Source organism: Intrasporangium sp. (assembly GCF_040414665.1).
Taxonomy (GTDB): Bacteria; Actinomycetota; Actinomycetes; order Actinomycetales; family Dermatophilaceae; genus Intrasporangium.
The window spans coordinates 1-22,749 of sequence record NZ_JBEDUL010000022.1 but is presented as its reverse complement, the minus strand read 5'-3'; the positions used below and the strand labels follow the sequence as shown (position 1 = coordinate 22,749).

Below are 22,749 nucleotides of genomic sequence, written 5' to 3'. Positions count from 1 at the left end.
GCGATGTGGACCCGAGTCCAGGTGTGGACGCCGAGCGTCAGGTGTGCACTCACGTCCTCGGTCGCGGTCGCCGAGTGGAGGAACCCGCGTGGGAGATAGAGGCAGTCGCCGGGCTTGAGTGTCTCGTCGAGCAAGGGCGGCTGCTCCGCCGCGGTCTCGACACGGCTCCGATACTGAGTCCACGGTTGATCGCGAGTGGGCCAGACGTGGACAGGGGGTCTGATCCGCCAGTTCTTCTCGCCGGCAACTTGGAGGACGAACACGTCGTGCACGTCATAGTGGTCGTTGAAACCTTGGCTCTGGCGCGGCGTCACATAGGCGTTCGCCTGAACGGGATGCCCCAGATCCTCGGCTAACGTAGAGACGAAGTCGTTGATCGGCGACCAGATTCGGTGCAGCCCTTGCAGCACGATCGTCGCGCCCTCGGCGAAGAGGCCCAGCAGCTTGTCGTCGCTCACCTGGTCCGCAATGCCGGCCCCAACCCCGCCGCCCGACGTGAACGCCGCGTCGGCGAGTGTCTGACCGTTCTTCGCTACTCGGACGAAGGGCGTCCGCAGTCCCCGCCGAGACACGAGCTCGTCCACGGCGTCGAGCGAGAACAGGTCGTCGAAGGCCTCCGGCAGCTCAGCAGCAAGCGACACCAGCGGTTGCAGCCCCCAGTGCTCCTCCGCAAAGCGGTCGAGGTCAATCGAAACGAGACGCGCCAAGGCCGAGGGTCGGCGAGTGGCAGCCGACCCTCGGCTGGTCGAGGTGAGCGACATTCAGCGGCCGGCGCCCTCATCGGCGCCGCCGTCGAGCGACTCGTCGGTGCTGGCCGCGCCGTCCATCGACCCGGTGTTGGTCCTACCGCTCTGCGAGCCGGCGTCGGCACCACCGTCGGCGCCACCGTCGTGGGCGCTCGTGTCCGCGCCGCCGTCAGCGGGTCCCTCACTGCCGCCAGCGCCGCCATCGGCACCGCCGTCCACGCCGCCGGGGTCTGCGCCACCGTCAGCCGGTCCCTCGCCGGAAGACGAGGTGCCAGCCGGATCGCTCATGGCCGGGTTGTTCGCGGCATCCTTGTCCGCCGTCCCGTCCATGCCGCTGTCCGCTCGGTTGCCCATGCCCGTGGTGTCGTCGGAGGCGCCGGTGCTCATGTCGTTCGTGTCGCTCATCGGTGAAGCTCCTCTCGTCGAGCGGACACCCAGTCGTGCCCGTCCAACGAACCGGTACCCACGCCCGGACCCTGTTACCGGAGGGAGCGGTCAGTGCACTCAGCCACCCGGGGAGCCAGCGACCGAGCGGCACCGAGCTCAGCGGCATACGGCATCGTCGTCGTCGCCTCAGGCGGGGGGAAACAGACTGTCCGCCAAGGACTTCAGCCCAGCCAAGCCGCCATCCGGCGAGGGCTGGTCGTCATCGGAACCTCGCTCGTTGCCACCTGGCCCGGGCACCGGCGCCTGCACCTCTGCCCGAGCCCGGATCGCTTCGGCCAGCCGCCAGCCATCACGCTCGGCAACCGTCGCCCGCTCCGCGGCTCCGACCGCCTCCTGCTTCGCCTCGTCCGCCTGCTCCTTGGCGGCCTCGGCAGCTCCGCGGTGAACCTCTCGGCCGAAGAGCCAGCCGATCGCCGTAAAGGCGATGGCCTCGACGCCCTGGACGACAAACACGATGCGGAGCCAGGCGCTCTCCGTGACGTCAGCGTCGTCCGCCCGGTTGAGGGTGATGAAGGCGACGACGATGTAGACCACCGCGATCGCGATGGCCGCGATGAAGAGCAGGTTCCACGGCACGCCGTTGCCCTTGTCGTCAGTCCCCCCACCCGCGGCCGGCTTGCCTTCCGTCGAGGTCATCGGTGATCAGCCCTTCCCCTCTGCGTCGTAGTCGAAGGACGGTCGGTCCGCCTCGGACTGCCAGTAGTCCTTGAGCGACTCCTTGAGGTGGTCATCCTCCGGACTGGTGCTCAGGGCGTCGGCGACGTTCTGGCCGACCTCGCTCGACGTGACCGGCGGCTGCTCGTGGGACGACGTCCACGGCGGCGGTGTTGGTGCCGGAGCTGGCGGTAGGTCGCGGGTTGCGGCCCTCTGCAGGGCTTCCTGTGAGGACTGGGGGAGCTGGCGCGCCGTCCTGCCCTCGGTCTCCACGCCGATGTGCCGCGCTGCATCGACGAGCAGCGTGGGCAGCTCGTCGCCGAGCTCGGCCGCGAGCTCGCGCAACAGCCCCGGATGGGTGGCCTTGACGCGGTCGGTCAGGGTGGCGACGTCAGACACGAGCTCGTGCCGCAGATCCTCAAGCCGCAGGTCACCCAGCGGTCGGGCCGCTCGGCGAGCCACTCGGAGCACACCGACACCGGCGGTCAGCGCCTCCGTGCGAGCGCCGAAGTCCACCGCGCTCTGCCTCGCTTCCAGGTAGAGGCGAGCCGCCTCGACCAACCCGGTCGGGTCGCCGGCGGCCGATGCCCAGTCCTCGGCGATGCGTCCGGCGAGGAGGTTGAGCTGCAGGTACTCCAGCGGCAGGCCGCGCTCGTCGGCCTCCGCGATCGCCGCACGCGCCTCGCTGAGGGCTGCCGTGTCATGGCCCTGTGAGGCGAGAGCCTCCACGACGAGACGGGTGACCGAGAGATCACGGGGGACGAGCGTGCGACCACCGAGGATCTCGAGGGCCTGTCCCGGCTGGCCGGCATCGAGCAGGGCGCGCGCCTGGCTTGTCGCCTGGCGGATCCAGGCCGTGCGGTCCGCCGCGGCCAGGTCGGCCGCAGACGCCTCGACTCCGAGGCGGCCCGCCAGGTAGACCCGGGCCTCGGGCGGCAGCTCGTCCCACGCGTCCTCGAGGAACGTCGCGGCCGTGCGGTTCCAGTTGGCGTCAAGGACCTCACTCGACTGCCCGAGCATGAGCCGGTGGTAGAGGTGCTCGATCTGGTCGTCGATGCCGGTTCGCTTCTGGTAGTAGGCGATCGCTCGCTCATGGATGTCGCGCACCCGGTCGGCGTCCTCGGCCGCGAGTAGCGGGAGCATCTCCCGGCGCACGTCGGCGCGGTGGACGAGGACCCCGGGGCGCGCCTCCGTCACCAGAGCGACCTCGCGGCCGAGCAGCTCGAACAGCAGCTGAGCCCGCAGGGGAGAGACCATGCCCATGCCGGTGGGCTCCGCGAGGACCTGCTGGATCACGTCAGGAGTGATCTGCCGGACGACGAGCCCCGGATTCGCGAGCGGCCGGACCTGCTTGTCGACGTGGTCCAGGATTCGCCGGTAGAGCACGCCCTGGACCTGCTCGGCGCGCAGGTCGTAGAGGAGGCGCCGTCGGCCACGTCCCTGCGAGATGGCCTGCGAACCCTCGCGGATGACGAGGTCGGCGGCGAGCCGGAGGCTGAGCGGGTTGCCGGACACCTGTTCCACGATGAGCCGGATCAGGGCCGGATCGACCTTGCGACCGTTGAGGGCCTTGGTGAGCAGGGCCTCCGACAGCGTCTCGTCGAGTCCCTCGAGGGGCACGTTGCGCACGGTGAGCTCCTCGACCGGTGCGCGGCCCGCGACGACGACCCGCAGGCTGCGGAGCCGCTCATGCATGCGGTGCAGCGCCGCGTCGAGCTGGCCGAGGAAGGAGCGGCTCCGGCGCTGCGCCATCTCGAAGGTGTCGAGGACGAGCAGGAGCGGCGTGTCGCCCACCACCGAGCCGACCGCTTCGGCGAAGACGTCCGCGACGATCGCAGCGTCGGACAGGTGGCGGTGTGCGTCTCGCTTGGAGCTGCCCCGGATGGTGGTCGCCTCGTTGCGCAAGGCCATCTGCGCCGCGAGCACCTCGTCGATCTGCTGGCGCACGCGGGCGAGCGGCGCGATGAGCTCGGGAGCCTGGAGCGAGATCTGCCGTGCCGCCTCGCCGAGCAGCGTCAGGGGGAACTGGGGGTCGAGCTCCCCGCGGTCGAAGCTGAGGTAGCTGAAGAGCAGCGGCTCCTCGCGTCGCCGGTTCGCGTCCTGGCCGACATGGTCGAGCACGAAGCGCGCCAGCAGCGTCGACTTGCCGATCCCACCGGGGCCGTGGATGGCCAGCGCCCGCGCCCGCGTGCCGCCGGGAGCCGCCTCGGTGAGGAAGTCCTCGAGCAGCCCCAGCTCGCGTTCACGCCCGACGAAGTCCGGCCCGGCCACCGCGCGCAACGGCGCGAGGACGTTGGCGAGGTCGAGGGCAGCCCGGACGTCCGGCTCCGTGGGCAGGTCCAGTCCCAGCGGGGCAAGCCACTCGAGAGCCCGCAGTATGCCGCTGAGCTCGGTCGCGGACAGACCGTGCAGTTCGCGGTCTCCCTCCAACAGGCGGCGAGCCATGCGGTGGGTGACGTCGTCCTCGCCCGCTGGGATCGCGTCGGCCCTCGCGAGCTCGTTGAGGGCCCCATCCACGCCGAGCTCGCGCAGCGTCTCGTGCCGGACCGGCAGGCGCAGCCGCCAGCCGGTGCCGTGGCCGGTCGCGACGAGGTCGCAGTCCTGGGCCGCGAAGTCGTCCAGGGCCTGTGACTCCACCGGGTCGAGGGGCGATGCGGACTCCGGGGCGACCCGGGTCTGGCCATAGGCCCGAACGAGGAGGGAACGGATGCGGTCACTGAGGGAGCGCGGCCGTCGGGCCGCCGTCTTCGCAGGTCCGGCCGACGGGTTCCGGAGCGCCGTGGCGTCGAAGTAGTCGAGGAGGACCACTCGTGCACGGCACCGACGCTGGAAGTCCGTGACGGGCCGTTCCGGTTCGGACATCGGTGGCGGGGCGTAGGCGCCCGCGCGCTCCTGCTTGATCGCCGCGAGCCGGGCCTGCACCTCCTCGGCGGTGACGACGGGTGACCGCTTCGCCTCGGCATCCACCATCAGGTCACCCCGAAGACGGCTCGTGCCTGCACCATGGCGGCCGGCCCGAGCTCGGCCATGGTGCGCCCGTCGAGGGGCCCGAGGCTGTCCACGACCTCGTCGAGCGCGCCATCGTCCGGCTCGACCTCCTGGAGTGCCAGCGCGGCCCGGCGGAAGAAGGCCTTGACGTCGTCGCGGGTGGGGAGGCCGATCTGCTCGGGCAGCGCAAGCCCCGCCGATGCGGGGTTGCCGGAGTAGCCGAGCACGACGACGCGGACCGGGCCGAGATCGCGGTTGGCTGCGGCGCGGGCGACCGCGTCGACAAGCTGGAGGGCGCCGCCGGTTGCCGTCGTGGGTGTGAAGCCGTCCAGGATGAGCCACACCGGCTGGCGCAGGCCGCGGACCTCATCGGCGAGCCACGGCACGAAGCGGCTGACGACGGTCTCCGCCTGGGCGGTCGGGTCGAAGGTGGGGGACTCCTTGTCCACCAACGTGCCGGCCATGATCGAGGCCAGCTCACGGACGTCTATCGGCGTACCGGCACGGATGGACATGTCGATCGCCTTGACGCACTTCGGCCCCCCGTGCTCGCCCAGGTAGTGGATGAACTGGCGGGTGTACGTCTTGCCGGTCCCCGACTCGCCCATGACGAGCAGCGCTCGTCGGGACTGGCCGGTCAGCATCTGCTTGAGGTTGGTTCGCAGCGGACTGCGGTCGATGAAGGGCAGCTCGTCCCACAGCACCGCCGTCTCGAAGACCGTGTCCGGGATGGGCTCGGGTTCGGCGCCGGGATCCGGGTCCTCAGACTGGTCGACGGGCTCGCCGAGCAGACGGTTGAGCAGGGTCCTTCCCTGGGTGCTGTTCGGGTTGGCCACGATCCGCTCGACAAGGGCGCGCAGCGTGTTCTGGCTGGCCGCGGTCATCGCCACGTCCTGCCAGAGGTAGGCGACCGGCTGCTCCAGGTCGACGAAGCCAAGATCGACGCCGGCCTCGAGCGCGAAGCTCCGGACCTCCGCCCTGGTCTGGAACGTCTTGCGCAGGAAGTTGAGCAGGTCCCGGGCATCCGGTTCCGTCAGGTCGAAGGGCCGGTCGAGCAGTCCCATCTCAGAGCACCCCCGCTGCCTTGAGGGCTGAGACGACCCGTTCGATCCGGCGACCCTGGTTGTAGTACTCGGTGCGTCCGTCCTTGACCGTGCTGCCCCAGCGGTGGTGCAGGCCGACGAGCTGCCACTGCTCGTTGAAGACCGGCGAGCCGGATGAGCCGGCCTCCGTGTCGGTGCGGTACTGGATCACGTCATCCGTGACCGCGACCACGACGTTGTGGATCATGCCGATCTTCTTCTCGCGACCCTGCGGGTGCTGGATGATGTAGACCCGGTCGAGCGGCTTGGGCGCTGTGGCCGCGTTGAGCGGGATGACCCGGGCCGACTCCGGCATCGAGGTCGCGGTTCGGACGACGGCCCAGTCGTGGTCGGCCTTGCCGATGATGGTCTCGGGCCGGCACGCCACCACGGTGTACTCGCGGGGCGCGCCACCGAAGGACACTTCGAAGCCGAACCAGGCCTCGACGGCCGTGGCTGGACCGGCGTCGTCGAAGAGTACGTGATGGTTGGTGAGGAGCAGGTCCTCGCCAATGCGGAAGGCCGTGCCGTAGTAGCGCCTGCCATCGTTCAGGGTCACGAGCAGTTTCGCGACGGAGGGGCTGAGCTCGAGGCCACGCTCGAGGAAGGACACGTCGAGCAGTGTCGACTGGGCCTCGATGGTGCGCTCCAGGCCGTCGGTGTCGGCGGGGTCGACCTTCCACGCGACGTCGTCGATCGAGGCGGTCGGGTTGGTGGAGGCGGCAGGTGTCTGCTCCAGCAGCGAGTCGAGCATGGGCCGGATGGCGGCCGCGTTCGGGTTCTTGGCAGCGGTGCTGAGCAGGACCCGGAGACGGTCCTGCTTGCGGGCGGTGTCCAGCACCGCCGTCCAGACCAGGTTCATCGGTCCGGACAGCTCGACGAAACCCGCATCGACGCCGGCTGACCTCATCAGGTCGCGCACGGCGGCGGTCGAGTCGAAGGTGCTCAGCAGCGTGCTCTTCAGCCGCTGGATGTCGGGGTCCGAGAAGTCGAGCGGGTAGCTGTCGAGGACGTTGCTCATGGCCGCTCCACGAAGTGTCGTGCTGCCCTGGTGCCATGCGAGCCGCCCCTGGCGATCCACGCGACTCCCTTCCAAGTGAAGCACTCAGCCGCCCCCTTGGTGCACGAAGCGGATTTTTGCCCCGAATCCTGTTCGCTCGATCACACGGTCGGAGTCAGTGCAGTTTGTGCGTCAGGAAATGGGTACGGGGTCGTCTACATGACAGCGCGGTCGCCCCTGCAGACCCCCCTGAGGCAGGGGCGACCGCGCATTCCATACCTCTGGAGACGAAGCGACCCATGGACGCCCTGATGCTGACCACCCCGATCGTCGTGATGATCGGTCTCCTCGCGCTGATGCAGCGGATAGAGACCCGCATGACCGAGAAGGCTCCGGTCCGGATCTCGAGCGACGAGGCGCCGCGCCGCGCTCAAGGAGCCAGGGTCCGCCGTGCGGAGCCCTCCTCGGTCCTCGCGGCCGCGCCGCTCGCCCTGCTGGTCATCGCCGCCGTGCTCACGGCGAGCGCGGTCGTCCGCATGGCCTCCTGACCACCGACCACCCGCCCGGCTTGCCCCCCTGAGCCCGGGCGGGTGGTTCGGTTCAAGGCCGTGGAGCGGACACGGCGACATACGATCCGCTCGTGCGCATCGACACCCCGGGTTTGGCCACGGACCTCGCGATTCTGGAGCTCGAGGGCACGACGATCACGGACCAGGGGACGTGTCTGGTCATCCGGACGGCGAGCAACCCGAGGTACTACTGGGGCAACTTCCTGCTCCTCGAGCGAGCCCCAGCGGCGAGCGAGATCCCCTCGTGGCTGGACCGATTCGAGGCCGAGTTCCCTCATGCTGCACACCGGGCCTTCGCGATTCTCGAGGTCGACGCGGATCACTCGGGGTGGAAGGACTACGGCTGCACGGTCGAGCTCGACACGGCCCTGGCAGCCGAGCGGCTCACGGCGCCACCGATCCCCGCGATGGACGTGGAGATCCGGCCGTTCCGCACGGGTGACGACTGGGAGCAGTCGGTGCTGCTCCTGTCCTCGGACGACGAGGACGGCAACCCCGAGGCTCGCCTGGCCTTCGAGGTACTGCGCGCCCGCGCCGAGCGACAACAGGCAGAGTCCGGGCAGGGGAAGTGGTTCGGCGCGTTCGTGGACGGCCAGCTCGTCGCGCGGACGGGCATCGTGGTGCTCGGTCCGCGGGCGCGCTACCGCGTCGTCATGACTCACCCGGACTTCCGTCGGCGCGGCCTGGCCGGCGCCGTCGTCCACGCCGCGGGGGAGTGGGCGCTCGCCCAACCGGGGGTCGAGCAGGTCGTCATCGTCGCGGACACCGACGGTCCGGCGATCACCCTCTACCGGTCACTCGGCCTGCGCGAGGCCGGCAGCCACATCACCGTCGAGCGGCGCCCCGGCTGAGGAAGGTTGGGCGGAAACTCCACGGTGCCCTGTCTCCTGCAGTTCAATCGGCATACCTGCTTCGCTCACGACGTGTGGAGGCGCAATGGAGTACCGGCTGCACGGGATTGGCGACCACAAGGCCTCCGGGGCCCTCGGCTCCTTGCCGCTCTCGACATCGTCCCCCGCCACCGACGGCGACCACGTCGGGGTGGTCGATGCGTACACGGCGCCCATCGTCCCTCACCACGAGCTGCGCCTCCTCGTGTGGTCCCGCTTCTCCCGCGAGAGCGCGCGTTATCTCTGGTTCATCGCCCTGCCGTTCACGCTCGTCAACGTCGCGGCGGAGATGCGAGCCGCGCCATCGCAGGCGCAGGGCGAGCCCGAGCCCGCCTTGGCGAAGATCCGGAGGGTGGATCGCCGCATCACCCTGATGACGTCGCGTGTGCTCGGGCCCCTGATCAGCCTGGGAGCCTTGCTCTGGGTGGTCGCCTGGGCCGAGACGGTGCTGCGTCAAGGCGACCTTGGGCTCGCGCTCGGTTTTGGCCGGTGGAACGGCGGCGCCCGGTCGCTTGGCCTCCTCATCGCGGCGGCCCTCAGCCTCGTCGTCATGGTCCGGGGCCGGGTGAGGCCGGCGGCCTTGGTCTCGCGAACGCTGGTCGTGATCCACGTGGGCGTCCTGTTGGTAGCCGGTGCAGCGCTGACCCTGCTGCAACCGGCCACGATCCGGCTGGACTATCCGCAGTTGCGGTGGCTGGTCGGCTGGCTCGACAACCGGGGGCACTTCCTCGATCCGATCCGGCTCTACGTGCTGGTCGGAACGGTTGCCGTCATCGCGTGGTGGCTGGCTCTGGGTTGGGCCTCGCGCGACCGCGCCTACCGTGGCCTGAAGAGCGCGGCTTGGTGGGGCTCTGGCTTCGCAGTAACTGCAGCGTTCGTCCTCCTCAACGCCGGCGGCTCCATCCTGCGGCTGGGGCTGGACTGGCTCAGCCGCTACGTCCGCCTCCGAGTCGAAGGTCAGACGGGGCCGCCGCGGCTGGCCAGCACCGAGCGATCGGTCCTGCCGCTCAACCTTGACGGCACGGACGAGTGGGTGGACCTCATCCCGCTTGCCGTGCTGCCCCTGCTCATCGTGGTGGCACTCTGGGTGCTGCAGCGGGGAAAGGATCCGAGCAACGCGAATGGCCCCGGTGGCGCCAGGGGCGAACGGATGCGGCTGGTCCACAAGGCGATCGACAGGTTGAGCGGGAATACTGGCTTGGCGGCGGTGGCTGGCCCGGTTCTGGTCTGGCTCACGTTCCTCTTCATCGGATGGCGTCTGGTCAGCCTCTCGGCCGGCTGGCGTTCGCTGGCCGTCGTGATCGTGCACGTGCTCGCCGCGGTCCTGACCGTCTGGTTCGTGACGGGGGGTGCAGGAGGGGGCAGGCTGACCCAGGTCCTGTCATCGGTCGCCGATGTCCTGGGCTTCTGGCCAGTGCGCTCCCACCCGCTCGCCGGCCTGTCCTACCGCCAGCCGGTGGTCGAGGACCTCCGAGCCCGCATCCGCGAACAGCAGGCCACTGTGCCCGACGACGTCGTCGTCCTGGTCGGGCACAGCCAAGGGTCGGTCCTCGCGGCGTGGACGCTCGCGGACGAGCGAGAAGGAGCGCAGGAACCGCTGACTCCCAAGAGCGTCTATCTCGTGACCTGCGGGTCACCACTCCGGTCGCTCTATCGGACCTTCTTCACCAGCACGTTCTCCAAGGCCTTCTTCGACGCCGTGGATACCCGGGCGGCTGGGTGGGTCAACGTCTGGCGCGACACCGACCCCATCGCCACCCCCATTCCAGGAGCGTTGAACGAGAGGGTTCCCGACACGGAGACGGTGCGCGGGCACAGCGACTACTGGGTGGAAGCCATCCAGGTCGACCACATCGCCTCGTGGCACGCTGGGGTCCAGCAGGGTGCTGACCCCGCCACCCCGTGAGGCAGCGGCTGCGCGCAAGCGAGCCCAGCGGCATACGGCATCGGGTTGTCAGCGGGAACCGGCGACCTTCTTGGCGGTGGCCTTCTTCGCCGGCGCCGTCGTGGCCGTCGCCTTCTTGGCGGCCTTGGTAGCGGTCTTCTTGGCCGGCGTCTTCGGCAGCGTCCGCGTGTCGGCGATGCGCAGCCCGCCGCCCTCGCGGTCAAGCGTGAACAGGCCGATTGCCTCGGCAAGGTCGCTCAGCTTGGTGTAGCCGTAGTTGCGCGGGTCGAAGTTGGGCGCCTGCTTGACGATCAGGTTGCCCACCGCGCTGAGGCCGGCCCACCCGCTCTCCCCGGAGGCCGCGTCGATGGTGGTGCGGAAGAGGTTGACGAGGCGGGCGTCCTGGCGCAGCTCCGCCTCGGTCTTCCTCTTGGTCGGAGGCGCAGCGCCGTCGCCCTCGGGGCCCGCCCGGAAGATCTCCGTGTAGACGAACTGGTCGCAGGCCTGGACGAACGGGTCGGGGGTCTTCCGCTCGCCGAAGCCGACGACCCGCTTGCCTGACTCACGCAGCCGAGAGGCGAGCCGCGTGAAGTCGCTGTCGCTCGAGACGATGCAGAAGCCATCGAACGTGCCCGTGTGGAGCAGGTCCATCGCGTCGATGATCATCGCGCTGTCGGTGGAGTTCTTGCGCGCCGTGTAGGCGAACTGCTGGATCGGCTGGATGGAGTGGGTGAGCAGGACGCTCTTCCAGCTGCCGAGCTGCGGCGTGGTCCAGTCGCCGTAGATCCGCTTGACGCTCGCGACGCCGAACTTCGAGATCTCCGCGAGGAGCGGCTCGATGATCGAGGCGTCCGCGTTGTCGGCATCGATGAGGACGGCGAGGGAGGCGTTGCCGTTGGGCACGGTCGTCATGGCCTCATCCTGCCCCCTCGCATCGTGCTCCGTGACGCGGAGCAGGATGCGAGTCCACGGAAGGTCACCGGGACGCTCGGTCACCAGCGAGCGCAACCCAGCTCAGCGGCATACGACACAAGAAGTCGACTCACAGACTGCTCCGGCGCGCGGAGCAGTCTGCGTGCCACGGGAAGGTCAGGCGCTGATGCTCTGGCGCTGGCGGAGGCGCACGGACAGCGCCTCGAGCAGCTCGCCGAGCTCGGCACGCCGCTCGTCGGTCGTGATGAGCTCGCCCTCAGGGGTGAGGTCCTGTGTGAAGACGAGGCCGGTGGATCCGACGACGTCGGCCTTGACGTGCGTCAGCACCTTGGTGAGGTCGGCGGCGGCGTCAACCGCGCCGCTCCAGCCGTAGCCGACGATGGCGATCGGCTTGCTGTCCCACTCGGCGAAGAGCATGTCGATGGCGTTCTTGATCGGCGCGGGGAAGCTCCGGTTGTACTGCGGCGTCACGACGACGATCGCGTCCGACTCGAAGACCTCGCTGGCCCAGCGCTGCGTGTGCGCCAACGCGTACTTGCCCTGTTTGGGGTGCTCTTCCTCGTCGAGGAACGGCAGGTCGCTGAGGTCCAGGAGCTGGACCTCCCACTCGGCGGCGGGCGCCTGGGCGGCGACCCACTCGGCGACCTGGGGGCCGATGCGGCCGGGACGAGTGCTGGAGACGATGACGCGTAACTGATTCACAATTCAACTAACTCGGTGCGGACCGGATCCATTCCCGAGGCCGCCGGTAGGAGCCGCGTGTCCCCCGACTGGCCCGCTCACCTCACCGCGGCTGCTGCTCCCTCTCCCGCATCTCTGCCTCGTAGCGATGCCGCTCCGTCTCGCCGACCTCCTCGCGCACGCGGGCGACGACCTCCCGGAAGACGCTCCAGTAGCAGTCGTCATAGGCCTCGACCACTTGGAAGGTCCACATCCCCGGCAGCACATTGCGCCCCACGACGCACTCCTCGACGACGTCGGCCTGGGTGTCGAGGCCGGCCTCGCGCATCTGGGCGACGGCCTTCTGGAGCGTTGCGTCGGCCCGCCCGGTCAGCCGGTGAAAGGCATAGAGCATCCCGCGCGCATGCTCAACGACCTCGAGCGCCTCCGACAGCTTGCCGAGCGCCCTGACCGTTTCGTCGTCGAGGCCAGCCGGCCGCGTGCGCGGCTCGGGGCCATCCGCCCGCTTGGCGCTGCCGTATCGCTCCACTGCCTCATCAACATCCACGTGACTAGCGTGCCCGACATCGTCTGTGCCTACACAGGCATTGGGCCGTATGCCGCTGAGCTGGCTCTCCCGGGAATGTGGCCTGAGTGGGCGTCCCGTCCCGGCCGCTAGCGCGGCTCGTTCATGCCACGCGCGATGGCCGACCGGGCCACGGCGCTCACCAGGCTGAGCACGGCAATGCCGATGACCAGGTTGATGATCCCGGTGGCGACCTTGCTCGACATCTCCGCATCGGTCGCGAAGGGGGCGACCGCCGCAGCAGCCGTGGCGAGGCCGATGATCCAGGAGAAGAAGCGCAGGGCACGCGGGGTGCTGATGAGCAAGAGGTGCACGAGTCCGGTGGCCAGCAGGGCTCCGACGGCCGCGGCGATCATGTAGCCCACGGTCGAGGAATCTCCCCACGCTCCATCGCGTTCGGGGGCGAGCACGGGGATGTTGAAGACGCCTCGGAAGATCAGCACCCCCACGAGGGCGATGAGAGCCGCCACCAAGGCGGATGCGCAGCCGCCTGCCCACAGCGTCTGGGCGCTGAACTGTGGCCGCTCCTCGGCGCGACCATAGGACGGTTGAACTGAACTCATGGCTCACCTCCCTGCTATCGAGCCCGCCTCACGGCATGGGCACCCGGACGTCGATGCCACCCTCGAGGGTGATGCGATCGCGCACTCGCACGATGCTCGGCATCGCCACGAACCCCCCGGCGACGAGTGCTTCCCCCTGCCTGAAGCGAGCCGACTGCGCCAGCATGGCGCGCGGGATGAAGCCGAAGAGGTCGGCCAGCTCGGCAAGGTCACCGGGGGAGTTCATCCGCATGACGGTGACGTTGTCGCACTGCGACACGATGCCGCGGTGCACCTTCGACGGCCGCTGCGTCGACAGGAGCAACCACAGGCCGAACTTCCGTCCCTCTGCCGCGATCTGGATGATCCGGTCGCGCACCGCAACGCCGAGCGGCCCCTCCGGCTCCGGCGGGCAGAGGTTGTGGGCCTCGTCGATGACGAGCAGCACCGGCCGGCGCTCCTCCCGCCGCGCCCACAGGTCCTCGAGCACCGCCAGTGCGACGACCAGTTGCTCGTCCCCACTGTGAAAGGCGCCCAGGTCGAGGACCGTCGCGGCGGGACGGTTGGCAATGACATCGGTGGCCGCCTCGTGCCCGTAGGCCCAGGTCTGCCACTCGAGCAGGCCGAGGTTCTCCACGCGTTGCGCGAGAGCTTCGCCGTCCAGGCCGCCGACCTCTCGCATCCGCGCCGGGATGTCCATCGCGTCGACGCCCTGCAGCGCCGGCGCCAGCCGGAGCAGCGCGTGGTACTCCCCTCGGTTCAGCACGGGATCGAGGCGCAGAATCGCTGCTTTGGCACGTGGGCTCATGTCGACGAAGCGAACCCGAAGCGCGTCCGGCCCGGTTCCCGGGCGGAGCACCCTGACGTCGCGCTCGGACAGCGCGTCACCGACCGCCGGATCGACGCCGTCCCGAGCGGTGTCGAGCTTGACGAAGTCGCTGTTCGGGTCGAACACGACGACGGGCAACCGGGTCCGCAGGATGATCCGCTCAAGCGCGACGCCGAGGGCGTAGGTCTTGCCGGAGCCGCTCTGGCCGCACCAGAAGGTGTGCCGGTTCAAGCGACGTGCAACGAGCCCGACGCCGACACTCGGCATCGACACCAGCCGGCCGAGCTCGAGCTCCCGGTCCGGGCCGGACACCACCTGCACGACCGAGTCGGGGGAGCTGGGCACTGCGGTTGCGTCGAGGAACGGCGTGGGTTCGACGGCGCTGCCGTCGTCGATCAGGGACCCGGCTGCGCTCACCCCCGAGGAGTCATGGCCGGTGACCTCCTCGACGAAGCCGAGCAGGTCCGCCCCGTCCCGGCGGATGATCCTGACGTATTCACCGGGCGTCATGGCGGCCCCGGCGCTCGCGCGTACCAGGAACGACCGGCCGTCGGACGACGAGGCCACAACAGCCACGCTGTCGCCCGGACTCGATTGAAGGTCTACAGACATGAGCGCCCCTCCCTACGGTCGGAGCCTGCCATCGTGGGGCGCGGAGCCAATCATCCGTTACGGGTGATCCCGGGCAGTGCTCGTCTTCAGAGAATTTTGTCGGGCACCCGGCTGGGTGTGCCCGTCAGCATCGGGAAGGATCTGGCATGTCTTTCTGGGACATCGTGTGGTTCATCGTCATCTTCTTCGCGTTCATGGCCTACCTCATGGTTCTCTTCATGATTCTCGGCGACCTGATGAGTGACAACGAGACCTCCGGCTGGGCCAAGGGAGCCTGGGTCGTGTTCCTGGTGATCCTGCCCCTCATCGCCTCGCTCATCTACCTCATCGCTCGGGGTTCGGGGATGAGCCGCCGCCGAATGGCGGAGGTCAAGACGGTCCAGAAGATGCAGGAGGACTACATCCGGGACGTCGCTGGACAGCCGACGGCAGCCGGAGCGGCTGACCAGGTCGCGAAGGCGAAGGACCTGCTCGACTCCGGGACGATCACCCGAGACGAGTTCGACGCCCTCAAGGCCAAGGCGCTCGCGTAGCCGGCGCAGGAGTGATCTGCCATGGGACGGCGGCAGTCGAAACGTGAACAGGAGGGTGGAGAGGCGGCGCTGGACCCGCAGGCGCGAGACGCCGCGAGCCAGCCGCCGCCGTCCCCTCAACCGACTGCCCAGAGCGAAGACCTGATCTCGCAGCTCCGCCTGCTCGGCCAGCTGCGCGAGCAGGGGGTACTCACCGAGGAGGAGTACGCCACTCAGAAGTCGCGGCTGCTCAACCTTTAGGGCTGGGCACGCCTCCGCCGGAGACGGCCTTCTCGAACCGTCGGCGGGGCGGGCGATTCGAACTGCGGCAGCAGCTCGTACGAGCGGCTGTAGATCTCGAACAGCGCCAGCCCGAGAGCCGCGACCGGGACGGCGCAGAAGGCTCCCGCGACGCCGAAGAGCGCCGCTCCCAGCAGGACGGATGCGAAGGCGACTGCTGGATGCATGTCGACCGCATCCGCACTGATCTTGGGCTCGATGGTGAGGTTCTCGATCTGCTGGTAGACGAGGGCGAACGCGAGCGCGAGCACGCCATCGACGGGGTCGGCGCTCGTCAGTCCCACCAACACCGGAAGTGCAATGGCGATGTACGTGCCGATGGTCGGGACGAACTGGGCAACGACGCCGGTCCACAGGCCCAGAGCAAGCCAGTAGTCCATTCCGATGATGAGCAGGAACAGCGCGGTGAGTGACCCGCTGATGGCCGCCAGGACGATGCGAGCGGCGACGTATCCGCCGGTCTTCTCCACCGCGAGGTCCCACACGACGAGGAAGACCTCCTGCCGTCGCTGCGGCAGCAGTCGCGCCACCCACCGCTTGAAGCGTGGGGCGTCGGCGGAGAAGTAGAAGATGAACAGCCCGATGGTGAACATCGAGAAGATGCCGCCGACGAGGCCGGCGATGATCCCCAGCAGCCCACCGGCCACCTCGGCGCCGAGCGAGGCGATCTGGCCCGGGGAGGCCTGCAGCTGGGCGGCGAGCGCCGCGCCGTCAAGGCTGAGGTGGAATGTCGTGTTGATCCACGCGATCGCGGCCTCGACAGCGCCGGGGAGCGCCGCCACGAGGTTGCCGATCTGGTCGGCGAGCAGACTGCCGAAGGCGGCAAAGAAGCCGACCGCGGCGACGATGACCCCGACCATGACCAGCCCGGTCGCGACGCCTCGCCGCATGTGGCGGGCGAGACGTCCGACGGCCGGCTCCATGGCGATGCTCGCCAGCCACGCCATGATGAGCTGGAAGATCAGCAGGCCACCGTCCTGCAGGATGAACTGGCCGGCGCTGTAGAGCAGCACGATCCCGAGCAGGACCAGGCCGACGCGCCAGGCCGTGCGCAGCTCGGGCGCCAGCCGACTGGGCGGGGCCTCAAGAGCTGCTGCATTGTGGTCCGCCTCAGGCGTCGGCGAGGTGGTGAGCAGGGCCTGCGCCTCGGTGCTCAGCGCATCGATGTCGCCGGCGAGGCGGGCGGTGACCCGGCCCGTGGCGCGCGAGGTCAGTGCGGTGGCGGCATCGAGCGACGGCTCAGGGGTCACGACGAGGAGGAGGCGGGGGCCCTGGTGGAGGACCTCGGCGAGCGCTTGCGCGTCAGCGGGACGGAGACTGTTCACCACCCGAGTCACCAGCCGGCCGACGTCGGATCCGGGTGCGTCCGCTCGGACCCAGCCGTCGCGCAGGGCAACGCCCGGAAGCAGGCCGACGAGCACGGCGTCCGCCAGCGAACTCCGCAAGCGCTCCGGCTCGCCGGCGACGTCAACGGCCAGGGCGGTGACGGCGGTGTCTCGCAGCGCTGCAGGGTTCGAGCCGTCATCGGAGGTGAGCCGGACGAGGTCGGCGTCAGCGCTTTCGGCATCCTCATAGTGACATCCCAGGACGACCATTGCGTCAGGCATGTCCGTGCCCTCTCGTCGAGTTGAGCCGCACAGCCATGGTCGTCACACCGCATGCTGGGGGCCTCATCCATCGTGGATGATCCTGGGCCTGCTGGCGCCACGACTGCGAAGGGGGGTGAACGGCGTCAGATGAGGTGCAGCTCTCGGCCCCGGGCGACCGCTTCGCGGCGGCTGGACGACTCGAGCTTGCGATAGATCGAGGCGAGATGGGTCTTCACGGTGTTCATCGACACGAACAGCTCCGTTGCGATCTCAGCGGTTGTCATTCGCGTGGCCAGCCAACGCAGCACCGACAGCTCGCGGTCGGTGAGTGGCTCCGGCAGGGCACGGTGCTGGCGCGTCTCCGAGTGCGCGGCGGCGTCCGAGGCTCCGGAGTGCAGTGGCACGGGCCACCCCGCGGCGAGGCTTGGGTGGTCTGACAGCAGCGCGGCCAAGCGGGGCGTCGGCTCCATGAACGGGAGCGCGATTCCTTCGTGCGAGCTGAGGTCGATGGCCCGTGTCAGGTTCTCGACGGCGGAGGTCTCCTCGCCGCTCGCCAGGGCCACCTCGGACTCGACGATGACGGCAGCGACGAGGGCGGGGGTGGTGGCTGGATGTGAGGCGGTGATGACGCGTCGCGCCATCAGTCCGGCCGCGGCGAAGTCACCCGCCGCGAGGTGGGCTCGAGCACGGGCGAGATGAGTCCGCGAGGCCAGGACGTCGTTGGACGGCGGATCCCCGTTCTCGAAGGCGTGGAGGGCGACGAGCGGGCGACCGCTCTGTGCGATGAGCTCGAGCTGGGCCACCGTGCTCACCGCTCGGAGGCTCCACGCACCGGGGAGCGAGCACGACGGGTCGCTGAGGATGGTCGCCCGCGCCCCGAGGTAGTCGCCCGCGGCCTGGAGGGCGGCAGCCTGAACCAGCGTCGCCGCGCAGGAGAGAGCTGGATCCCGCTTCCTCAACCGCGCGGTGTCCACGAGCTGCAGGGCGTGAGCACAACCCTCCAGGTTGCCCCTCCACACGGCGAGATCGGCCGTGCCGACGTGGAACGGCCCGGCGGAGGCATCGGGGATCCGTGGGTGGGCACCGTTGATCCCCGCAGCATCCAGCGCGTATTTCTCGGCGATCGAGAAGCGGCCCGCGATGCAGTGCGCAAGCACCAGCCGACCTCCGGCCGCGAGTGCGACGGCCGACAGCGACAGCTGCATGGCAAGGGCGAGGGCGCGTTCCAGCGTTTCGACGGCCAAGCCGTCCGCCATCTGCCACAGGTGGACCGCTCCTGCCTCCGACAGCGCGAACGCCTCGAACACACCGCCCGGGTCAGCGGCGACCAGCGCCGCCACCGCCGCATCGACCCCGTCGCGGTCACCCGATCGGGCAGCCAGGCTGAGTCTCGCGACGTCGGCCAACGAGCTCGGTGGATCGGCCATTCCCAGGGCCTCGAGGTCGAGGGTCAGCTCACGAGCTCGATCGTGGCGCCCCAGCAGGCACGCCACTGCCGCCTGCCCGGCCAGAAGGCGATGGTGAAGGCCGGGCGTGGCGCTGTCGGACGGTGCATCGGGATAACGGTTGAGCTCGCTGACCCACTGCTCTCCGTCACGGAAGAAGACCTGCTCGAAGCCGCCCCGCTCGAGCAGGTCCGTGGCGTAGGCCCAGTCAGAGGCCCGCAAGGCGTGCTGGAGCGCATCGATGAGGTCGCCCTTTCCGTCGTGCCAGCGAGCGGCCCGGCTCTCGATGCCCTGCTGGACAGCGGTCCTCTCACCGCGAAGGAGGTGGCGCAACACCTCCCTGAAGAGCGGGTGGCTGCGGAACCAAACCCCGTCGTGGCCGACCGGGGTGATGAAGGAGTTTGCGGCCGCGAGGCGGGAGAGGAGCTCGGCACTCCCAGTGGTCTCGCAGATGGCGTCGGCCAGCTCCCCACAGACCAGCTCGCAACCGCTGGTCCGGATGACGAGCCGGCGGGTCGTCTGGTCCAGGGCCGCGAGCACTTCCTCAACGAGGTACTCGCCGATGCTTCCCCGATCCATGGCGAACTCGTTGACGAAGCGCTCGGGCTCGGGGCTGCCCTCCATGCGAAGTGCCGAAAGCCTGACCCCGGCGACCCAGCCCTCGGTGCGTTCGGCCAGGAGCGCCCGCGATTCCGGCCCGATGGAGACGCGATGGGTGGCGAGCAGCTCCTCGATCTCGGGCTCCGTCATCGCCAGGTCGGCACTTCGCAGCTCCCCGAGCTGGCCGCGGATGCGGAAGCGGTGCAACCGGATGAGTGGGTCGCTCCGCGCGGCCAACACGACCCGCAGTCCCGGAGGTGGACGCGTGAGCAGTGCATCGAGCGTGGCGATGACCTCGGTGTCGGTGAGGAAATGCGCATCGTCGAGGACGATGACGAGCGGATTTGCCTGGTCGCCCGAGGCGCTCTCGAGCCGTCTCATGACGTCCGCCTCTGCCGATCGCATCGGGTCATCAGGGTCGACTCGCGGCGCGTGGCCCGACTGCAGCAGGGCCTCGCCGACGAGAGTCCAGAACGCGGCGGGGCTGTTGTCTGCCGGGTCGAGCGAGACCCACACGAGTCGACGCGGTCTCGATCGCGACCACTCGGTGAGAAGCACGGTCTTGCCAGAGGCGGGTCCAGCGCAGATCAGCGTCAGTGGGTTGACCTCCACCGCACTCTCGAGCGCCGCGACCAAGCGGGGACGGGGGACGTGTTTGGCCGGAAGGGCTGGCACGAGGCCTTGGCGCGCGCGGAACGGGTAGAGCAGTTTCACCACCCCCCTTTTGGAGTGCTCGGCCATGTAGCCGCGCACGACGCGGGACCTTGGACCGTTTCCCAGCGTAATCGCGATGGCGTGCTTTGCACGGAAAAATTCGGGCGACACGCAAAAGGGCCAGGGGTCGTCGTGGAGCGCGCGTCCGACCTCATCCGCCTTGGGTGATCCGAGGCTCGGACCGGCAGTACCACCCTTGAAGGACGTCGATGCGGGAGGTCGTGCAGTGGCGTCACGGACCAACTACGAAGTCCGCGTGGCGGGCGTCATCGGCCCTGCTGCGCGGGAGGCCTTCGACGACTTGACGATTCGCCTCGAGCCCAGCGCTACCGTCCTGGCCGGATCGCTCGACCAAGCCGCCTTGCACGGGCTGATCGAGCGGATCAAAGCGCTGGGACTGGAGCTCATCGACATCACCCGCGTGCCCTCTAGCCGTTCTACGTCGGCGCGAGCGAACCGTCAGGCGGCCGAATAGGCCCATCCCGGCGCAGCAATCCAGCCTGACGAGCAATCCAGCCTGACGTTGGGCTCAGGCGATCTCGTCCTCGGCACACAGCGCCCACATGATGAAGACGCACAGGGCGATCAGGACGATCGACCACAGCGGGTAGGTCGGCAGCGACACGAAGTTGAGCACCAGGGCGATGGTGACGATCGACAGACCTACGATGCGCCCGATCAGCCTGCCGGCGAGGATCGCCCCGCCCACGGCGCCGAGCACGACGCCCCAGATCAGGTGCAGCCAGCCCCAGGTCGTGACGTCGAAGGCAAAGACGTACTTCGGCGTGTTGACGAAGAGCGTGTTCTCGAAAAGTGCCGTCAGGCCCCGCAGGAACTCCAGGATCCCGACGACCACCATCATGATTCCGGCGAACATGACCAGGCCATGCCCCCAGCCGCGACGCGTCGAAGTGGTGGATGAGGTGGATGAGGTCGTCATGAATCCTCCCTGGTCGTGGTCGCAATCCATCCTCGATGCTGAACCCGAAACCAGCCTCACCCGTTCAGCATGAGACGTGCGGAACGAGGTCAGTCGCCGGCTGACGCCTCCTCGGGCGCCCTCGGGACGAGGCGGACCTCCGTGATGGCGTGATGCCCGACAGCTGTCACCTCGACGGTCCAGCCGTCGATGTCAACCGTGTCTCCCGGCGCCTTGGGGATCCGGCCCAGGCGCTGCAGCACGAGCCCGGCCACCGTCGTGTACTCGCCGTGCCGCACCAGGTTGGCCTCGACACCAACGTCCTGGAGGTCGTGGACGGGGAAGGTGCCCGGCAGCGTGACCGAGCCGTCCTCGGCCCTCGTGACGTCCATCGAGTCGGAGTCGGTCTCGTCGTAGATCTCGCCGACGACCTCCTCGAGCAGGTCCTCGAGGGTGACGATCCCGTCCACTGAGCCGTGCTCATCGATGACGACGGCGAGCTGTTGGCGCTCTGCCTTGAACCGCCGGAGGGCGGCCGACACCTTCGCCGTATCTGGCAGGACGAGGGCGGGCGTGGCCACCTCGCCCACGTGGCGTCCGTGGCCGTCGTCGAGGAGCAGGGCCCAGTGTGCGACGCCGATGACGTCGTCGCGGTTGTTGCCGCGCATGACCGGGGCCCGGGAATGGCCCTGGTGGGCGAGGAGGCTTCGGGCCTCTGCCACCGGCATCGAATGGCGTAGGAAGAGGGTCTGGCTGCGCGGCACGAGGACTTCTCGCAGGGTCCGCTCCTGGATGTCGAAAGCACCGGTGATGATCTCGCGCTGCTCCGGGCCAAGCCCCTGATGCGTGGTGACGATCTCGCGCAGCTCGTCGGGCGTGAGCTCCTCACTGGCCGCTTCGGCCCGGCCGCCGAGCAGGCGCACGACCGTGTTGGTGGCGACCCCGAGCATCCAGACCACCGGTCGGGAGAGAGTCGAGAGCAGGTCGAGGGGGCGGGCGACGGCCTTGGCCCAAGGCAGGGCCATCTGCATGGCGAGGCGCTTCGGGGCGAGCTCGCCGAGGACGAGCGTGAGGAAGGTGAGGACCAGCGTCACGCCCGCCACTGCGACGACCTCGGCGGCGCCTCCGAGGAAGCTCAGAGCGGGGACGAGCGGCGCAGCGAGGGCGACGGCGGCCGTCGCCGAGGCGAGGAATCCGGCGAGGGTGATCCCGATCTGGATCGTTGCGAGGAACCGGTTCGGGTCCCTGGCCAGGTGGACGAGCCGCAGGGCGCGCCCGGTGCCCTCCTTCTCCACCTGCTTGAGCTGCCCCTCCCGGAGGGAGACCAAGGCCATCTCGCTGCCCGCGAAGGCGGCGTTGATGAGGACGAGGAACAGGACGAGGGCGACGTTGAACCAATAACCGGACACCTGGTCTGGCACCGAGCCTTTCGTTGCGGGCGTCCATCGTATTCAGAGCCAGCGCCTACGCTCGATTGTCGGTCACTCGATCGGCTGTTGACGAGAGGAAGCAACGCAGACGAGGCCAGTGTCGGGCGGGCCGAGCTCGAGGCGGTCGCCCCGCACGAAGAAGGAGTTCCAGCCCTCGAGGGCCCTGAGGAAGCGGCGTTCCTGGTCCATCGCTTCATCGGAGCCGGCCATCCGGGTCATCCCGCCTCCGGAGATGCGCACCGTCTCGTTCTCGGCCTCGTAGCTCCCCATGATCCGGTTGATCCCTGTCGTCCCGACCACCCGGCCGTCCTCGGTCAGGGAGATCTCCGGCTTGGGATCGATGGTCGGCACGCCGCCGATCGACTCGACGACCCAGACTGGCTTCGGCGCCGGCATTGAGGGTCCTGACTCGCTGCTCATGAAGGCAGTCAACCACCAGCGTGTCTGGGCCCGCTCCTCGTCGCGTGTGCAGTCAGCGCCGCGGGACGTCCATGTTCCGTATGCCGCTGAGCTCGCTCCCAGCCCAACCCTCAGAGGGCACCGGCTGGCCCTCAGAACCCGCGGCACAAAACGCCCCAAAAGCATTGACAAGGCATAGCTGTCGAACATATGTTCGAGACATGGCGAACGTGGCGGTGCTCGAGGAGCTGCGCACCCGGCTCTCCGAGGTGCAGGCGCGGCACGAGGCCGACGGCCGGGCCGCCGCCGATGCGTTCTGGTCCTCGCTGGCCAGCACACCCGACGCCGCTGGTCCGGCCGCCGCGGCAGAGAGCGCGGCCCCCGAACCGGCGGAGGTCACCCCAGGGCGGGGGCGGCG

The 22,749-nt window shown here is 69.2% G+C and carries 23 protein-coding genes; 7 read left to right on the top strand and 16 right to left on the bottom strand.

All coding sequences use genetic code 11. The features are described 5' to 3' along the window. The 6 genes from ABF401_RS02770 to ABF401_RS02745 form a co-directional block, all read right to left on the bottom strand. Window positions 1-761 (bottom strand): cupin domain-containing protein (locus ABF401_RS02770; RefSeq protein WP_353508007.1); only part of this gene is annotated, 761 nt, incomplete at its 3' end. Continuing rightward, window positions 762-1,151, bottom strand: a complete 390-nt coding sequence (locus ABF401_RS02765) for a BatC protein (protein ID WP_353508006.1) — start codon at window positions 1,149-1,151, stop codon at window positions 762-764. A 168-nt stretch (window positions 1,152-1,319) separates the two neighbouring features. Continuing rightward, window positions 1,320-1,829: a hypothetical protein gene (locus ABF401_RS02760; protein WP_353508005.1), complete on the bottom strand. Its 510-nt coding sequence runs from the start codon at window positions 1,827-1,829 to the stop codon at window positions 1,320-1,322. A gap of 6 nt (window positions 1,830-1,835) precedes the next feature. Beyond that, complete coding sequence (locus ABF401_RS02755; RefSeq protein WP_353508004.1) at window positions 1,836-4,817, bottom strand: AAA family ATPase; 2,982 nt, start codon at window positions 4,815-4,817, stop codon at window positions 1,836-1,838. Continuing rightward, the gene (locus ABF401_RS02750; protein ID WP_353508003.1) at window positions 4,817-5,899 is read right to left on the bottom strand and encodes an effector-associated domain EAD1-containing protein; all 1,083 of its coding nucleotides are present in this window, start codon (window positions 5,897-5,899) and stop codon (window positions 4,817-4,819) included. Before ABF401_RS02750 ends, ABF401_RS02755 begins: the two co-directional genes overlap by 1 nt. A gap of 1 nt (window position 5,900) precedes the next feature. Next, entirely contained in the window at window positions 5,901-6,938 is a 1,038-nt protein-coding gene (locus ABF401_RS02745; RefSeq protein WP_353508002.1) for a trypsin-like peptidase domain-containing protein, read from the bottom strand. Window positions 6,939-7,216: 278 nt separating this feature from the next. Between ABF401_RS02745 and ABF401_RS02740 the strand changes: the two genes are divergently transcribed. The 3 genes from ABF401_RS02740 (at window position 7,217) to ABF401_RS02730 (ending at window position 10,282) form a co-directional block, all read left to right on the top strand. Beyond that, a complete protein-coding gene (locus ABF401_RS02740) occupies window positions 7,217-7,465 on the top strand; it encodes a hypothetical protein (protein WP_353508001.1) in 249 nt (82 codons plus the stop codon). A 92-nt stretch (window positions 7,466-7,557) separates the two neighbouring features. Continuing rightward, on the top strand, window positions 7,558-8,337 hold the full coding sequence (locus tag ABF401_RS02735) for a GNAT family N-acetyltransferase (RefSeq protein ID WP_353508000.1): 780 nt from the start codon (window positions 7,558-7,560) through the stop codon (window positions 8,335-8,337). Window positions 8,338-8,422: 85 nt separating this feature from the next. Beyond that, window positions 8,423-10,282 (top strand): hypothetical protein, encoded by a 1,860-nt coding sequence (locus tag ABF401_RS02730; protein WP_353507999.1) that lies wholly within the window; start codon window positions 8,423-8,425, stop codon window positions 10,280-10,282. Window positions 10,283-10,330: 48 nt separating this feature from the next. Here the strand turns inward: ABF401_RS02730 and ABF401_RS02725 are convergent, their stop codons facing one another. The 5 genes from ABF401_RS02725 to ABF401_RS02705 all read right to left on the bottom strand — a co-directional run bounded on the left by ABF401_RS02725 (window position 10,331) and on the right by ABF401_RS02705 (window position 14,378). After that, complete coding sequence (locus tag ABF401_RS02725; RefSeq protein WP_353507998.1) at window positions 10,331-11,173, bottom strand: NYN domain-containing protein; 843 nt, start codon at window positions 11,171-11,173, stop codon at window positions 10,331-10,333. A gap of 177 nt (window positions 11,174-11,350) precedes the next feature. Further along, window positions 11,351-11,896, bottom strand: coding sequence for an NADPH-dependent FMN reductase (locus ABF401_RS02720; protein WP_353507997.1), 546 nt, complete (start codon window positions 11,894-11,896; stop codon window positions 11,351-11,353). Between the two features lie 82 nt (window positions 11,897-11,978). After that, window positions 11,979-12,422 (bottom strand): hypothetical protein, encoded by a 444-nt coding sequence (locus ABF401_RS02715; RefSeq protein WP_353507996.1) that lies wholly within the window; start codon window positions 12,420-12,422, stop codon window positions 11,979-11,981. A gap of 107 nt (window positions 12,423-12,529) precedes the next feature. Beyond that, window positions 12,530-13,003, bottom strand: a complete 474-nt coding sequence (locus ABF401_RS02710; protein ID WP_353507995.1) for a DUF6069 family protein — start codon at window positions 13,001-13,003, stop codon at window positions 12,530-12,532. A gap of 28 nt (window positions 13,004-13,031) precedes the next feature. Beyond that, on the bottom strand, window positions 13,032-14,378 hold the full coding sequence (locus tag ABF401_RS02705) for an ATP-binding protein (protein ID WP_353507994.1): 1,347 nt from the start codon (window positions 14,376-14,378) through the stop codon (window positions 13,032-13,034). 191 nt (window positions 14,379-14,569) lie between these two features. Here ABF401_RS02705 and ABF401_RS02700 point away from each other — a divergent pair, with 191 nt between their 5' ends. Together ABF401_RS02700 and ABF401_RS02695 are read left to right on the top strand one after the other, a co-directional pair. Continuing rightward, window positions 14,570-14,956: an SHOCT domain-containing protein gene (locus tag ABF401_RS02700; protein WP_353507993.1), complete on the top strand. Its 387-nt coding sequence runs from the start codon at window positions 14,570-14,572 to the stop codon at window positions 14,954-14,956. A gap of 21 nt (window positions 14,957-14,977) precedes the next feature. Next, a complete protein-coding gene (locus ABF401_RS02695) occupies window positions 14,978-15,196 on the top strand; it encodes an SHOCT domain-containing protein (protein ID WP_353507992.1) in 219 nt (72 codons plus the stop codon). On the opposite strand, the gene ABF401_RS02690 is transcribed toward ABF401_RS02695, so the two are convergent. Both ABF401_RS02690 and ABF401_RS02685 read right to left on the bottom strand, forming a co-directional pair. After that, window positions 15,193-16,842, bottom strand: coding sequence for an AI-2E family transporter (locus ABF401_RS02690; protein WP_353507991.1), 1,650 nt, complete (start codon window positions 16,840-16,842; stop codon window positions 15,193-15,195). The genes ABF401_RS02695 and ABF401_RS02690 overlap by 4 nt on opposite strands. 125 nt (window positions 16,843-16,967) lie before the next feature. Beyond that, window positions 16,968-19,622 (bottom strand): winged helix-turn-helix domain-containing protein, encoded by a 2,655-nt coding sequence (locus tag ABF401_RS02685; RefSeq protein ID WP_353507990.1) that lies wholly within the window; start codon window positions 19,620-19,622, stop codon window positions 16,968-16,970. 187 nt (window positions 19,623-19,809) lie between these two features. Between ABF401_RS02685 and ABF401_RS02680 the strand changes: the two genes are divergently transcribed. Continuing rightward, window positions 19,810-20,058: a DUF8691 family protein gene (locus tag ABF401_RS02680; protein WP_353507989.1), complete on the top strand. Its 249-nt coding sequence runs from the start codon at window positions 19,810-19,812 to the stop codon at window positions 20,056-20,058. 54 nt (window positions 20,059-20,112) lie between these two features. On the opposite strand, the gene ABF401_RS02675 is transcribed toward ABF401_RS02680, so the two are convergent. The 3 genes from ABF401_RS02675 to ABF401_RS02665 all read right to left on the bottom strand — a co-directional run bounded on the left by ABF401_RS02675 (window position 20,113) and on the right by ABF401_RS02665 (window position 22,352). Further along, complete coding sequence (locus ABF401_RS02675; RefSeq protein ID WP_353507988.1) at window positions 20,113-20,523, bottom strand: DUF7144 family membrane protein; 411 nt, start codon at window positions 20,521-20,523, stop codon at window positions 20,113-20,115. 89 nt (window positions 20,524-20,612) lie between these two features. Further along, the gene (locus ABF401_RS02670; protein ID WP_353507987.1) at window positions 20,613-21,923 is read right to left on the bottom strand and encodes a hemolysin family protein; all 1,311 of its coding nucleotides are present in this window, start codon (window positions 21,921-21,923) and stop codon (window positions 20,613-20,615) included. Between the two features lie 60 nt (window positions 21,924-21,983). Beyond that, a complete protein-coding gene (locus tag ABF401_RS02665) occupies window positions 21,984-22,352 on the bottom strand; it encodes an META domain-containing protein (protein ID WP_353507986.1) in 369 nt (122 codons plus the stop codon). A 200-nt stretch (window positions 22,353-22,552) separates the two neighbouring features. Between ABF401_RS02665 and ABF401_RS02660 the strand changes: the two genes are divergently transcribed. After that, window positions 22,553-22,749, top strand: a 197-nt coding sequence (locus ABF401_RS02660) for a hypothetical protein (protein ID WP_353507985.1), incomplete at its 3' end; no start/stop codon positions are given.

Bases quoted from the DNA above. Each gene is read 5' to 3' on its own strand.
- ABF401_RS02665 (WP_353507986.1), bottom strand. From the start codon at position 22,352: ATGAGCAGCGAGTCAGGACCCTCAATGCCGGCGCCGAAGCCAGTCTGG.
- ABF401_RS02740 (WP_353508001.1), top strand. From the start codon at position 7,217: ATGGACGCCCTGATGCTGACCACCCCGATCGTCGTGATGATCGGTCTC.
- ABF401_RS02725 (WP_353507998.1), bottom strand. From the start codon at position 11,173: ATGACGACCGTGCCCAACGGCAACGCCTCCCTCGCCGTCCTCATCGAT.
- ABF401_RS02700 (WP_353507993.1), top strand. From the start codon at position 14,570: ATGTCTTTCTGGGACATCGTGTGGTTCATCGTCATCTTCTTCGCGTTC.
- ABF401_RS02745 (WP_353508002.1), bottom strand. From the start codon at position 6,938: ATGAGCAACGTCCTCGACAGCTACCCGCTCGACTTCTCGGACCCCGAC.
- ABF401_RS02695 (WP_353507992.1), top strand. From the start codon at position 14,978: ATGGGACGGCGGCAGTCGAAACGTGAACAGGAGGGTGGAGAGGCGGCG.
- ABF401_RS02675 (WP_353507988.1), bottom strand. From the start codon at position 20,523: ATGACGACCTCATCCACCTCATCCACCACTTCGACGCGTCGCGGCTGG.
- ABF401_RS02690 (WP_353507991.1), bottom strand. From the start codon at position 16,842: ATGCCTGACGCAATGGTCGTCCTGGGATGTCACTATGAGGATGCCGAA.
- ABF401_RS02750 (WP_353508003.1), bottom strand. From the start codon at position 5,899: ATGGGACTGCTCGACCGGCCCTTCGACCTGACGGAACCGGATGCCCGG.
- ABF401_RS02730 (WP_353507999.1), top strand. From the start codon at position 8,423: ATGGAGTACCGGCTGCACGGGATTGGCGACCACAAGGCCTCCGGGGCC.
- ABF401_RS02760 (WP_353508005.1), bottom strand. From the start codon at position 1,829: ATGACCTCGACGGAAGGCAAGCCGGCCGCGGGTGGGGGGACTGACGAC.
- ABF401_RS02765 (WP_353508006.1), bottom strand. From the start codon at position 1,151: ATGAGCGACACGAACGACATGAGCACCGGCGCCTCCGACGACACCACG.
- ABF401_RS02755 (WP_353508004.1), bottom strand. From the start codon at position 4,817: ATGGTGGATGCCGAGGCGAAGCGGTCACCCGTCGTCACCGCCGAGGAG.
- ABF401_RS02710 (WP_353507995.1), bottom strand. From the start codon at position 13,003: ATGAGTTCAGTTCAACCGTCCTATGGTCGCGCCGAGGAGCGGCCACAG.